8 protein-coding genes are annotated in these 13,601 nt (G+C 73.1%); 3 read left to right on the plus strand and 5 right to left on the minus strand.

Features of this window, described 5'->3' with window-relative positions; genetic code table 11:
* Positions 1-62 precede the first annotated feature (62 nt).
* On the plus strand, positions 63-536 hold the full coding sequence (locus ACZ60X_RS20350) for a hypothetical protein (protein ID WP_469600192.1): 474 nt from the start codon (positions 63-65) through the stop codon (positions 534-536).
* Positions 537-566: 30 nt separating this feature from the next.
* On the opposite strand, the gene ACZ60X_RS20355 is transcribed toward ACZ60X_RS20350, so the two are convergent.
* The gene (locus tag ACZ60X_RS20355; protein ID WP_469600194.1) at positions 567-2,507 is read right to left on the minus strand and encodes an acyl-CoA dehydrogenase family protein; all 1,941 of its coding nucleotides are present in this window, start codon (positions 2,505-2,507) and stop codon (positions 567-569) included.
* A 343-nt stretch (positions 2,508-2,850) separates the two neighbouring features.
* Between ACZ60X_RS20355 and ACZ60X_RS20360 the strand changes: the two genes are divergently transcribed.
* Together ACZ60X_RS20360 and ACZ60X_RS20365 are read left to right on the plus strand one after the other, a co-directional pair.
* Positions 2,851-3,864 (plus strand): LacI family DNA-binding transcriptional regulator, encoded by a 1,014-nt coding sequence (locus ACZ60X_RS20360; RefSeq protein WP_469600196.1) that lies wholly within the window; start codon positions 2,851-2,853, stop codon positions 3,862-3,864.
* A gap of 88 nt (positions 3,865-3,952) precedes the next feature.
* Positions 3,953-6,010, plus strand: coding sequence for a glycoside hydrolase family 31 protein (locus ACZ60X_RS20365; RefSeq protein WP_469600198.1), 2,058 nt, complete (start codon positions 3,953-3,955; stop codon positions 6,008-6,010).
* A gap of 62 nt (positions 6,011-6,072) precedes the next feature.
* On the opposite strand, the gene ACZ60X_RS20370 is transcribed toward ACZ60X_RS20365, so the two are convergent.
* The 4 genes from ACZ60X_RS20370 to ACZ60X_RS20385 are packed head-to-tail and all read right to left on the minus strand — an operon-like array spanning position 6,073 to position 13,187.
* A complete protein-coding gene (locus ACZ60X_RS20370; protein ID WP_469600200.1) occupies positions 6,073-6,786 on the minus strand; it encodes a glycoside hydrolase family 12 protein in 714 nt (237 codons plus the stop codon).
* A gap of 37 nt (positions 6,787-6,823) precedes the next feature.
* The gene (locus ACZ60X_RS20375; protein ID WP_469600203.1) at positions 6,824-9,031 is read right to left on the minus strand and encodes a glycosyl hydrolase family 95 catalytic domain-containing protein; all 2,208 of its coding nucleotides are present in this window, start codon (positions 9,029-9,031) and stop codon (positions 6,824-6,826) included.
* Complete coding sequence (locus tag ACZ60X_RS20380) at positions 9,028-10,998, minus strand: beta-galactosidase (RefSeq protein WP_469600205.1); 1,971 nt, start codon at positions 10,996-10,998, stop codon at positions 9,028-9,030. The genes ACZ60X_RS20375 and ACZ60X_RS20380 overlap by 4 nt, the downstream gene beginning before the upstream one ends.
* Positions 10,995-13,187: a 1,4-beta-glucanase gene (locus tag ACZ60X_RS20385; protein WP_469600207.1), complete on the minus strand. Its 2,193-nt coding sequence runs from the start codon at positions 13,185-13,187 to the stop codon at positions 10,995-10,997. Before ACZ60X_RS20385 ends, ACZ60X_RS20380 begins: the two co-directional genes overlap by 4 nt.
* Positions 13,188-13,601: the final 414 nt, after the last annotated feature.

Below are 13,601 nucleotides of genomic sequence, written 5' to 3' on the forward strand. Positions count from 1 at the left end.
GGTTGATGGCATCCTTCCCGTGGCGCCCGTCAAGTAGGGCGAAACGGGGAGGAGTCACCCTCATGAACCGCATGCGTACGACCACGGCCGTCCTGGCCACGACCGGCCTCCTGGCCGCCGCCCAGCTCGGGCTCGCGGGCGGCGCGGCCGCCGCCACGCGGACGCCGGAGGCCACCGGCTGCCCGATCGACATCGTCTACCCCAGCCGCTTCTACATCGACTCCCACAACTGGGTCACGAACGGGGGCCTGTACTTCGGGATCAAGAGCGGGACGACCAAGAGCTTCCGGAACGTCACCTTCAACGTCACCGACGTCAGGAACCTCCGCTTCGGCACGGCCCGGGCGACCGGCGGCCGGATCACCCACAACTCCTCGACGTCGGTGACCGTCGCCACGGGGACCTTCAAGGGCAGGGCGAGCCTCGGCATGCGGATCCCCGCGCATCTGCTCAGCACCCGCTCCTACGCGGTGAAGTTCACCCTGCACGGCTCGGGCTGGAACTGCGCCGTGAACCAGGGCACCTGGGGCCGCTGACCCCAGGCACCCGCCGGCCGGCGGACCGGCTCAGCCGCCGAAGGGGCGGCGTTCACTCTCCCGTGTGGCCGGTCCGGGGGTCGCGTCCGCGATCCACGGGCCGTCCCCGGACGGGTCGACGACCCCTTCTTCCAGCCAGGTGTAGGACCCGGCCAGGACGGCCTTGACCACCTTGCGGTCGAGGTCGTCCGTGTTGGTCCACAGCCGGCCGAAGAGTTCCTCGACCCGGACGCGGGCCTGCCGGCAGAAGGCGTCGGCCAGCTGGTAGGCCTCTCGGCCGTGCTCGCCCTCGCCCCGCAGCCGCTCGGCGCGGACACAGGCCGCGCTCATCGCGAACAGCTCGGCGCCGATGTCCACGACCCGCCCGAGGAAGCCCTGCTTGGTCTCCATCCGGCCCTGCCAGCGGGACATGGCGTAGAAGGTGGAGCGGGCCAGCTTGCGGGCGGTGCGCTCGACGTAGCGCAGATGCCCGGACAGGTCGATGCCGTTCTTGAACTCGCCGTACGCCATGGGCAGTTGTCCCGGCCCCGCGATCAGCTTCGGCAGCCATTTGGCGTAGAACACGCCCGCGTTCGCGCCCGCCCTCGCCTTGTCCGACAGGGGCTTGTCGGGGTCGATGAGGTCACCGGCGACCGAGAGGTGGGCGTCGACGGCCTCGCGGGCGATCAGCAGGTGCATGATCTCCGTCGAGCCCTCGAAGATGCGGTTGATGCGCAGGTCGCGCAGCATCTGCTCGGCCGGGACCGCCCGTTCGCCGCGGGCCCGCAGCGACTCGGCCGTCTCGTAGCCCCGGCCGCCGCGGATCTGGACCAGTTCGTCGGCCATCCGCCAGGCCATCTCGGAGCCGTAGAGCTTGGCGAGCGCGGCCTCGATGCGGATGTCGTTGCGGTCCTCGTCGGCCATCTGGGAGGACAGGTCGAGAAGGGCCTCCAGGGCGAACGTCGTCGCCGCGATGAAGCTGATCTTGGAGCCGACGGCCTCGTGCAGCGCCACCGGCTTGCCCCACTGCTCGCGCTCCGCCGACCACTCGCGCGCGATCTTCAGACACCACTTCCCGGCGCCGGCGCACATCGCGGGCAGCGACAGCCTGCCGGTGTTCAGGGTGGTGAGCGCGATCTTCAGGCCCGCGCCCTCGGGGCCGATCCGGTGGGCCGCCGGGACGCGGACCTGGTGGAAGCGGGTGACGCCGTTCTCGATGCCGCGCAGCCCCATGAAGGCGTTGCGGTTCTCGACGGTGACGCCCTCCGAGGTGGCCTCCACCACGAACGCGGTGATACCGCCCTTGTGCCCCTCCGACGCCGGCACCCGCGCCATGACGACGAGCAGGTCGGCGACCACCCCGTTGGTGGTCCACAGTTTCACTCCGTCGAGGACGTACGTGTCGTCCCCGTCGGGTACGGCCGTGGTGGCGAGGCGGGCCGGGTCGGAGCCCACGTCCGGCTCGGTGAGCAGGAAGGCGGAGATGTCGGTGCGGGCGCAGCGGGGCAGGAAGGCGTCCTTCTGCTCCTGGGTGCCGAACAGCTTCAGCGGCTGGGGCACGCCGATCGACTGGTGGGCGGAGAGCAGCGCGCCGACGGCGGGGCTCGCGGAGCCGACCAGGGCGAGGGCCTTGTTGTAGTAGAGCTGGCTCAGGCCGAGACCGCCGTACTTGGGGTCGATCTTCATGCCGAGGGCGCCGAGTTCCTTCAGGCCCGCCACGACCTCGTCGGGGATGCGGGCCTCGCGCTCGATGCGGGCCGAGTCGATCGTCGCCTCGCAGAAGGCGCGCAGTTCGGCGAGGAACTGCTCGCCGCGCCGGACCGACTCCTCGTCCGGGAGCGGATGCGGATGGATGAGGTCGAGCCGGAACCTCCCGAGGAACAGTTCCTTGGCGAAGCTGGGCTTGCGCCAGTCCTGTTCCCGGGCGGCCTCCGCCACCCGGCGGGCTTCCCGCTCGGTGACGGTGGTTCGGGGGGTGGTGGGGGCGGACATGAGGCTCACCTCGCCGCGAAGAGGGATGACTGCGGACCGTTCGCTACCGACCAGTGCTACTGGATCGTTGGTACCCGAAACGGGGCGACCCCACCACCCCTCGCGCGTCCGTTCAGCCGATATCGACCGGAAGCGGGACGCTGCGGGTACCGCCCCCTTGCGGTCACCGCCCGCCGAAGGGCTGCCGTAGCCTCGGTTTCCGGAAAACGCCGGAATCGCTGTCGAAGCGCTTCGACAGCCTATGGACACCCCACCCCCGCTGAAGCTAGTGTCAATCTCACCCTCACTCGCCTTAGTCGGTCACGCGCTCCGTCGAAGCGCTTCACATAGCCTGGAGAGCCGGATGGTCACCCTTGCCGAGGTCGCCCAGCACGCCGGAGTCTCGGCGAGCACGGTGAGCTACGTCCTCAGCGGCAAGCGGTCCATCTCCGCGACCACCCGGCAGCGGGTCGAACAGAGCATCCGGGAACTGGGCTACCACCCGAACGCCGGCGCCCGGGCGCTCGCGAGCAACCGGTCGAACATCATCGCGCTGATGATCCCGCTGCGCACCGACATGTACGTGCCGGTGATGATGGAGATCGCCATCGCGGTGGCCACCACGGCCCGGACGCACGGCTACGACGTCCTGCTGCTCACCGGCGAGGAGGGGCCGGACGCGGTGCGCCGTGTCACCGGCAGCGGTCTCGCCGACGCGATGATCCTGATGGACGTCGAGCTGGAGGACGAGCGGCTGCCACTGCTGCGGGGGACCGACCAGCCCTCGGTCCTGATCGGGCTGCCCGCCGACACGACCGGGCTGACCTGCGTGGATCTGGACTGGACGGCGACCGGCGCGCTGTGCGTGGAGCACCTGGCGGGCCTCGGTCACCGTGACATCGCTGTCATCGGCGAGGCCCCGGCCGTCTACGAGCGGCACACCGGCTTCGCCGAGCGCACCCTCGACGGACTGCGCTCCCGGGCCCGCGAGGCGGGCGCGCGGGTGCTGCACCGGCCGTGCGAGGGCGGGTACGACGCGATGGCCCTCACCCTGGCCCGGATCTTCGACGAGCGGCCGGGCACGTCCGGGTTCGTGGTCCAGAACGAGTCGGCGGTCGAGCCGCTGCTCGCGCTGTTGCGCCAGCAGGGCCGTGCCGTGCCCGAGGACGTCTCCGTGGTCGCGATCTGCCCGGACCAGGTCGCCGTCCAGGCCTCGGTGCGGCTGACCTCGGTCGCCATCCCCGCGCAGGAGATGGGCCGCCGCGCCGTGGAGCACCTGGTGGCCAAGCTGGACGGGCGGGGCGGCGACGGGGTCGCGCTGCTGGCGCCCGAGCTGACCGTGCGGGCGAGTACGGGACCGGCACCGGCCGTGTCCTGACCTTCCTCCGAGCTTCACCGACCGTGCCCCTGCCCGGGCGCACCCCCTGCCTGCGTCCCTGTCCGCACTCCTCATCCCGGGAGCCGCCGTGAACCAGTCCGCCGGTACTCAGCCTGCCCTCGCGCAGCCCAAGGTCTCTCTCGCCCAGTCCTCCCCCACCGTCGGCCGCGTCCAGGTGCGGGGCGGGGCGCTGGAGTGGAGCGGCCGTCAGGAGACGGTGCGGATCGAACCGTGGGGTCCGGACGCGGTCCGGGTGCGGGCCCGGCTCGGCGGCCCGGTGCTGGAGGGGCTGCCGGGGGCACTCCTCGACGCTCCGCCCGCCGCCGAGGCGACGGTCAACGCCACTGAGGCGGAAGGCGAGTTGACGGTCGGCGCGCTGACCGTCACGGTGAGCGCCGAGGGCATGCTCCGCTTCCTGCGCACCGACGACGGCGGCGAGCTGCTCGCCGAGGAGCGGGCCCACTTCTGGTGGCCCGGCCCGCGCCTGTACACGGCGGTCGGCAACGGCTACCACCGCCTGGAGCAGCGCTTCGCCGCCTACGAGGACGAGAGGCTCTACGGCCTCGGCCAGCACCAGCACGGCCGGCTGGACCAGAAGGGCCTGGTGCTGGACCTCGTCCAGCGCAACAGCGAGGTGAGCGTCCCGGTGCTGGTGTCCAGCCGGGGCTACACGCTGCTGTGGAACAACCCGGCGATCGGCCGCGTGGAGCTGGCGGGCAACGGCACGCGCTGGGTCGCGGACTCGGCCCGGCAGATCGACTACTGGATCACGGCGGGCTCCCCGGCCGACGGCCAGCGCAACTACAGCGCGGTGACGGGCCGTTCGCCGATGCTGCCGGAGTGGGCGGCGGGCTTCTGGCAGTGCAAGCTGCGCTACCGCACCCAGGACGAACTCCTCGCGGTGGCCCGGGAGTACAAGCGCCGGGGCCTGCCGATCTCGGCGATCGTGTGCGACTTCTTCCACTGGACGCACCTCGGCGACTGGACGTTCGACCCGAAGGAGTGGCCCGACCCGGCGGCCATGGTCCGCGAGCTGGACGAGCTGGGCATCAAGCTGGTCGTGTCCGTGTGGCCGTCGGTGTCCCCGCTCTCCGAGAACCACCAGCTCATGGAGCAGCGCGGCTGGTTCATCGGCACCCAGTACGGTCCGATGGCGCACGCCGACTGGCCGGACAAAGAGGTCGCCTCCACCGTCCAGGTGGCGTTCTACGATGCCACCAACCCCGAGGCCCGCGACTTCGTGTGGTCGAGGCTGCGGGACAACTACCTGGTGCCGTACGGGATCACGGCCTTCTGGATGGACGCGTGCGAGCCGGAGCTGAAGCCCGGCTTCGCCGAGAACCTGCGCTACTGGGCGGGCCCCGGCCTGGAGGTCGGCAACCTGTACCCGCGCGAGAACGCCCGCACGGTGCACGAGGGCCTGCTGGCGGCGGGGGAGACGGAGGTCGTCTCGCTCAACCGCTCGGCGTGGGCGGGCAGCCAGCGCCATGGCGCGGCCCTGTGGTCCGGTGACATCGGCACCGACTTCGCGACCCTGCGCCGGCAGATCGCGGCCGGCCTCAACACCGCGCTGTCCGGCATCCCGTGGTGGAACACCGACATCGGCGGCTTCCACGGCGGCGACCCGGACGACCCGTCGTACCGCGAGGTGATGGTCCGCTGGTTCCAGTTCGGCGCGCTGTCCCCGCTGATGCGGCTGCACGGCTTCCGTGACCCGGGCCTGCCGCTCGGCCCGGAGATGACCGGCGGCCCGAACGAGGTGTGGTCCTACGGCGAGGAGGCGGGCGCGGTCCTGGAGAAGTACCTGCGTCTGCGCGAACGCCTGAAGCCGTACGTCATGACCGTCATGCGCCAGGCGCACGAGGAGGGGCTGCCGGTGATGCGCCCGCTGTTCCTGGAGTTCCCGGACGACCAGGCGGCCTGGTCGGTGGACGACGCCTACCTCTTCGGCCGGGACCTGCTGGTCGCCCCGGTGCTGACGGCCGGGGCCACGGCCCGTACGGCGTACCTCCCGGCGGGCGCGAGCTGGACGGACGCCTGGACGGGCACGGTGTACGAGGGCGGTACGGCGGTGACGGTGGCGGCACCGCTGGAGCGGATCCCGCTGTTCCTGCGGGACGGTGCCGAGTTGCCGATCGCCGAGTAGGCGACAGGCGGGGAGGGGCCGGTCCCGCCCGGGACCGGCCCCTCTCGCGCGGTGCGGGCGGCTCAGCTGCTGCTGACGCTCTCGCTGTTGACGGTGAAGCCCAGCCCGCCCGCGGACGAGGTGATCTCGAAGCCGAACTGGAAGTCACCGATCGTCACGTCGCCGAACCAGCCCTTGGTGTCCTTGATCCACTTCAGGATGGGCAGGACGTTGACCGTGCCGGAACTGGAGTTGGCGCCGCGGACGAAGGAGAACACGTCGTTGGAGCCGTTGTTGCCCTTGTAGACGGTCCAGGTGGAGCCGCCGAGGCTGACGGTGCCCTGCGAAGTGCCGAGCGGGCCGACGGCGCCGGTCTTGTTGACCCACAGCATGATCTCGTACTTGTGGCTCGTGTCCCAGATGTCGTACGCCGTCTCGTAGGCGCCGGACGACGGGACGGTGACGTTGTAGCTGCTGGTGAGCGAGGACAGCGAGCCGACCGACTTGTTGATCGCCTTCGTGGCGTTGGGGTAGGACTTGATGCCGCCGGTGTTGGGGTGGTTGGCGTTGACGCCCCAGTTGGTGCCGGAGTTGGCCCAGATGCACTGGGTGCCGGCGCCGGAGCCCCAGATGTCGTTGTAGAGGGTGTAGCCGTTCAGCGTGGTGCTGGCCCACTGGCCGCAGGAGGACCAGACGGCGGCGGAGGCGGGGGCCGCGGCGAGGCCGACGCAGGCGCCGAGGGCCAGGGCGGGGGCGACGAGGGCCGTCGCGATCCTGCTCAGTGTGCGTGTTGCCATGGTGTCCCTTTCCATGGGTGGGGGGAGTTGCGGGGAGTCACCACGTCCCCAGGGTGAGGACGCGGTCTTCTCCGGCGACCAGGTCGAGCGGCCTGGCGCCGGAGGAAGTCCGCAGTTCGACGCGGGTGGTGCGGCTCGGCCGGAGCACGGCGCGGGCGCCGTCCGGGCCCCAGCTCAGGTCGATCACGGTGCCGAACCGGGTGCGTACGCCGCGCAGTCGGCCGGACGGGAAGGCGTCCGGCACGGCGGGCAGCAGGACCAGCCGGCCGGGGGTGGACTGGACGAGCAGTTCGATCAGGAGGCCGGGCAGGGTGTGCGCGGCGTCCGCGTTGTAGACGTCGCGCTGCGGGTAGTGGGCGCTCATCAGCGAGGCGTGGAAGAAGTCGCCGTCGAGGACCTGGCGCAGGGCGTGTGCGGCCAGCGCCGCGTCCCGCAGCCGTGCCGCGATCAGGGCGCGGTGCAGATGGCCGTGCGCCGAGTGGTTCTCCGCGCCGCGCAGGGCGAGGGCGCGGTGCGCGGCGGCGGCCAGGCGGGGGGTGTCGTAGGGGTTGATCTCGTCCAGCGGCCAGACGCCGTACAGGTGGCTGAGGTGGCGGTGGTCGTAGGTGTCCTCCAGTCCCGGCCAGGCCCACTCGGCGAGCGCGCCGTCGGCGTTGATCCGGTGCGGCGGCAGCCGTTCGGCCAACTCCCGCCAGCTTCGGGCGCGTTCGGGGTGGTAGCGGGCCGCGGTGAGCAGGGCATGGCGGGCGGCGGAGAGGTCCATGGCCGCGTTGAGAGCGCCCCAGCTCGCGTTCGCGGGCCGGTTCTCGGGCGAGTAGGAGGGCACGACGACGAGCCGGCCGTCCGCGTCGGTGCGGCTGAGGAAGTCCTCGTAGAAGACGGCGGTCTCGGCGAGGGCGGCGGCGGTGCGCGGGTCCCGCTCGCCTCGGGTCTCGTCGTGGTCGACGAGCGGCTTGAGCAGCCAGTCCGCGCCCGCCGTCCACAGGTGCAGCGGGTACTCGCGGCTGAAGTGGTACGTCAGCCCGGACTCTCCGTCGGTGTGCGAGGGCGCGACCACACCCCGGGTGCCGAAGAGCGCGCGGGCGTTCTCCCGCCAGTGCGGCAGTTGCCCGGCGACGAGGCGGGCGAGCGCCTCGGTGACCTCGGGCAGTGCGGCGGCGGCCGCGGCGGCGGTCTGCAGGTTGAGGTTGGCGTTGGCGGTGAACGCCCCGGACCAGGCGGTGTCCCAGTCGCCGGTCCACACTCCGGTGAGCCGGGGCGGCAGCAGACCGCTGCTGGAGAGCAGGTGGTAGCGGCCGGCGGCGAAGAGGCGTTCCAGCAGGGCGGGGCTGTGCGGGCGCGCCAGCAGCTCCGAGCCGGGCAGCGCGCGCTCGGCGGGGTCGGCCCCGAGGTCCAGTGCGACCCGCCGGTAGGCGGTGCCGTGCAGGGCCAGGTGCCGGGCGAGGAGGTCGTCGTACGGCCGCTCGGGGGCGGCTGCCAGGTGCCGCAGCAGCCGGCCCTCGGCGACCACGTCGGCCTCGCCGGTGTGCCGCAGCACGCGGGTGAGCAGCAGCACCGAGCGGGCGCCGGTGACGCGGACGCCGGGCGGGGCCAGCTCGGCGCCGCCGCCGACGGCGACGACGAGGCTCACCCCGGTGTAGGCGCGGTCGCTGCCGGGATAGCGGGCGCGCAGGCTCAGCAGGGCGCCCTCGGGGGTGAGCAGCGCGCCGTGGCCGACCCGCAGCCCGGCAGGGGCGCCCGGCAGCCGGTGGTCGAGGCGGATGTCGAGGTCGGCCCCGGTGATCTCGTGCACGATCACGTCGTCCGCGCGGGAGACGAAGACGCGGGCACCGAAGTCCTCGCAGGCGGTGGTGACTTCGCCGGTGCGGAAGTCGACGGCCCGGCGGTAGCCGGCCAAGCCACCGCCGCCGGTGCGGCGCAGCCGGATCTCGAACGCGGGGTGGAAGGGCTGCACCCACTGCAGCGGCCGGCCGTCGGTGAAGCCCTCGGCGGCGGTCGGCTCCCCGGCGAGCAGCCGGTCCTGGAGATCGGTGAGCCGGTCGGCGAGCCGGGGCGGCCGGGCGTGCTCGCCGCCGTTCGGCCGGACCAGGGTGTGCTGGGTGACGACGACCCGTTCCTCGTCCGGGTCACCGAACACAAGGACGCCGTGGTGGCCGTTCCCGCTCAGGAAGGCGTCCTCCCAGCGCGCCGCCGGCGTCGGCTCCCAGGTCCCGTGAACGGGTCCGCGGGCCGGGGCGTGGCTCATGACCGCAGCACCGCCGCTCCGTACCGGCCGAGGGTGAGGGACCCGGTGACCGTCCCACCGCCGAGCAGCTCGCGATGGCTGCCCGGCACCTCGACGGTGGCCGGCTCCCGCCCGTGGTTGAGCAGGAACAGCAGCTCGCCCCGGCGCACCGCCTCGACCCCGACCGGCAGCCCCGCCAGCACCGGGCGCACCCCGGCCCCGGCGGCGACGGAGGCGAGCAGCTCGCGCAGGGCGTCCGGCTCGGGCAGCGTGGAGACGTACCAGGCGCGGCCGTTGCGCAGGACTGCGGGCAGGCCGTCCAGCTCGCCGCCCCGGTACGGCACGGCCTCGGCGACCCCGGGCGCGGCCTCGATCTCCTCCGACCACAGCGTCCCGCGGAAGCCCTCGCACGCCACCGTCTCGCCGGCCTCCAGGGGCCACCACTCGTGCAGGGTGCGGATGCCGAACAGCTCGCGCAGCCGGGCGTCCATGCCGCCGGGCCTGACCCGGTCGTCCTCGTCGGCGACACCGGTGAGGAAGCCGCAGACGAGGGTGCCACCGCCCCGGACGTAGGCCAGCAGGTTCTCGACGGCGGTGTCGGTGAGGAGGTAGAGCTGCGGGACGACGACGAGCCGGTAGCCGGACAGGTCGTGCTCCGGATGGGCGAAGTCGCAGGTCAGGTGGGCTTCCCAGAGTGCCCGGTGCCAGGCGGTCAGCACCTGGGGCAGATCCACCTCGCCCGACAGCCGTCCTTCGTGCGCACCGGCCCACCAGGAGTGCCAGTCGTGCAGGACCGCGACCTCGGCCGGTGTCCGCGTGCCCGTCGCCTCTTCGCCCAGCGCGGCGAGTTCGGCCCCGATGCGCCGGACCTCCTGGTAGGTGCGGCCGTCCTCCCCCGCGTGGCTGACCATCCCGGAGTGGAACTTCTCGGCGCCCTGGCGGGACTGGCGCCACTGGAAGTAGCAGACGGCGTCGGCGCCCCGGGCCACGGCCTGCAGGGTCCACAGCCGGTTGAGGCCGCGCGGCTTGGGGTGGTTGACCCCGCGCCAGTTGACCGGTCCGGCCGCCTGCTCCATGAGCATCCACGGCCCGCGGGCCTGCGAGCGGGTGAGGTCGTGCACGAGCGCACCGCGCTGCCCGCCGAGCGGATCGCGCGGGTCGGGATAGAGGTCGACGGAGACGACGTCCTCCTCCGCGGCCCAGCGCCAGGCGTCCTGGCCGATCCACAGCGGCATGAAGTTGCTGGTGACGGGGATGTGCGGGGTGTACCGGCGGACGATGTCCCGTTCGGCCGTGAAGCACTCCAGGAGCATGTCGGAGGTGAAGCGGCGGAAGTCCAGCACCTGAGTGGGGTTCTTCAGATAGTGCGCGTGCCGGGGCGGGAGGATGCCGTCCCACGTGTCGTAGCCCTGGCTCCAGAAGGCGGTGCCCCAGGCCGAGTTGAGCGCGTCCAGGGTGCCGTACTTCTCCCGCAGCCAGCGGCGGAAGGCCGCGGCGGCCTCGTCGCCGTAGTCGAAGGTGCAGTACTCGTTGTTGATGTGCCACATCGTGAGGGCCGGGTGGGTGCCGTAGCGGGCGGCGAGGTCCTCGGTGATGGCGGCGGCGTAGCGGCGGTAGGTGGCGCTGGAGTGCGAGAAGTGCTGCCGGCCGCCCCACCACTCGGTCCGCCCGTCGGCGTCCCGGGGCAGGGTGTCCGGGTGCAGCCGCCCCATCCACGGCGGCGGGGAGGCGGTCGGGGTGGCGAGGACGACGCCGACGCCGTGGCCGTGCAGGAGGTCCATGAGCCGGTCCAGCCAGCCGAACTCCCGTGCTCCCGGCTCGGGTTCGAGCTTCGCCCAGGAGAAGACACCGAGGGTCACGGAGTTGACCCGGGCCTCCTTCATGAGCCGGACGTCGTCCTGCCAGGTCTCCTCGGGCCACTGCTCGGGGTTGTAGTCGCCGCCGAAGAGGATGCGGCCCCGGGTGGCGTCGGCGAGGGTCGGTCTCATGCGGGCTCCCCGTACTGGACGCCGCGTCCGTTGGTGGCGAGGTACACGCGGCCGTACAGGCGCGGATCGCCGGTGATCGCCTGCCCGGTCCAGCCCCACTGGTGGGCGTCGTCGTTGATGCGGACCCAGGACGCGGCCTGGTCGTCGGAGCGGTGGACGGCGGTGAGGGAGCCGTCCGTGCTGCCGACGAGGTAGATCGCCGGGTAGCCGGCGCCGGGTGCGGCCATCCCGAACCCGAGGGTGTGGGCGGCCCGGGCACTGCCGACCCTGGCGAAGCTCCTGCCTGCGTCGGTGGACCGGTACAGCCCGTTCCCCTTGGTGCTGAGCCACAGGTCACCGCCGCCCTGCGGGGCGATGGCGAGCTGGAACTGGCTGTCCCCGGAGGGCAGTCCGGTGGCGCGGGCGGCGAAGGTACGGCCGCTGTCGGTGCTGGCGCACAGGGTGCCCGTGTCGGTGTCGTAGGCGTAGAAGACGGCGGGGTCGGCGGGGTCGGCGAGCGGGGTGGCGCCCTTCGGGTACCTGGCCACCTCGGCCCAGGTCGCGCCCCCGTCGGCCGAACGCTGGGCGGGGTACTTGGTGCCGTCCCCGTGCACGAAGGTCCACAGCAGCACGCCGCCGTCGGCGCTGACGGCGATCGGTCCCGGGGCGTCCTTGCCGAGAGACGGCTGGCTGGGGAAGGGCGCCCAGGTCTGCCCGCCGTCGGCGGAGAAGGCTCCGTTGCCGTGGTCGCCCCAGCCGGTGCGCACGACGTACGACGGTTTCGCCGCGGCCTGCGCGAGCCCGGTGGCCGTCCCGAAGACGGGGTTGGTGGCCATGCCGCTTGCCGGGGAGGCCGTGAGGCGCTCGTGGTAGAGGACGCCGATGTCGCCGTTGCCGCTGATCAGGTGGGCGGTGCCGGTGGGCGGCGAGATGAGCTGCCGGACCGAGGTCTCCTCCAGCCCCCGGATCCGCGGGGCGAAACGGCGCAGGTCCCGGGTGCCGTAGATGGTGGCGCCGGTGCCGTAGAGGACGTTCCGGCAGTCGTACGGGTCGACGGCGACGGCCTGGATCCACCACCCGAACGTGGGCGCGGCCTCGCCCCACGTCAGGTACGGCGTCTCGGAGACGTCGAGGACGGCGGTGTCCTTCAGCGAGACCCAGCTGCGGCCGCCGTCGGTGCTGCGGTACAGGGTGTCGCCGGCGGACCAGCGGTTGTTGGTGGAGACGACGACGGTGCCGGGGCGGTGGGCGGTGACGGCGACTGCGCCGTACCCGAAGGTGTCGGTGCCGCCGGGGGCGACCGGGGTGACGTCGGTCCAGGTGCCGGTCGCGGTGTCCAGCCGGCGGACGCTGCCGTCGGTCTGACCGTTCGGGCCGGGGGCGTTCGCGTACGTCACGTACAGCGCGCGGGTGTGCGGGTCGTGGGCGGCGCGGATCGGGACCTTGGCGGTGGCGCCGGAGGGCTGTCCGGGGACGGGTTCCCAGCCGGTGCCGCCGGCGGTGGTGCGGAAGAGGTTCGCGGTGGTGCCGTCGGAGTCGCCCCAGCCGGCGTAGACGGTGCGTCCGACGGCGAGGAGGAGGGTGACGCCTTGGCCGCCGGCGGCCGGGGTGACCGGGAAGGCGGTGTCCTTGGCCCAGGTGACGCCCCGGTCGGTCGACGTGAGGAGTCCGTCGTGGCGGGTACCGAGCCAGAGGGTGTCGCTGTCCCGGGGGTCGACGAGGAGGCGTTCGCCGGTGCCGCGGCCGTCCTCGTTGGCGCCGAGTTTCACGGTGAGATCGGTGCGCTGCCAGGTCGCGCCGCGGTCCCGCGACCGCAGGACGGCTCCGTTGCCGGCCCAGGACTGGGCGTAGGTGCCGAGGGCGAGGTAGAGCCGGTCCGGGTGGGCCGGATCCACGGCGAGGGCCTCCACACCGAGGAGGTTCCAGTCGTCCCAGCCGAGTTGGTCGGTGAGGGGGGTCCAGCGGGCGGTGTCCTCGTCCCAGCGGTAGGCGCCGCCGATGTCCGTGCGGGCGTAGGCGAGGCCGGGGGCGGTGGGGTGGAAGAGGATTCCGGTGACGAAGCCGGTGCCGCCGATGACGGCGTTGCGCCATCGGTATCTCTGCGAGGCGCCGGCCGTTTCCTCCGCTGCTCTTGCCTGGGTGGGGAGGGCGAGCACGGCCGCGGTGGCCGCGGTGCCGGCGAGGACGGTTCTGCGGGTGGGGGTGGGCATGGGGACACCTCGGTGGGCGGGGGCGGACTGGTGGGCGGGGGGTGGGGACGCCTGCCGGCGCTGTGCGGCTGCCGCCTTCGCCTCGGGCCGGGAGCCGCCCCCACGGCTACGCGAGCCGTGCCGCGCGGGCGCCGACGGCCGGACGGGGTCTACGGCCGCAGCCGCCGGGCGGGCACCGCCCCGCCGGCACGACTGACCGCGGCCGAGCGAGCCGCGCCCGGTGGAGACCGATGGCCGGACCAGGCCTACGGCCGCAGCCGGGTGAGCGCCGATCCGGCGGTGCGGCTGACCGCGGCAGACCACGCGCGAAGGGGTGCGGGGCCGTGTCGGAGGCGCGGCTGCCGGCGCGTGGGCGCGACCGGCCGCGACGCGTCCGCGGTCGCCGACGAGGCGGAACCGCCCCTGTCGGCAGGC

The organism is Streptomyces sp. NPDC104106, from assembly GCF_055584345.1.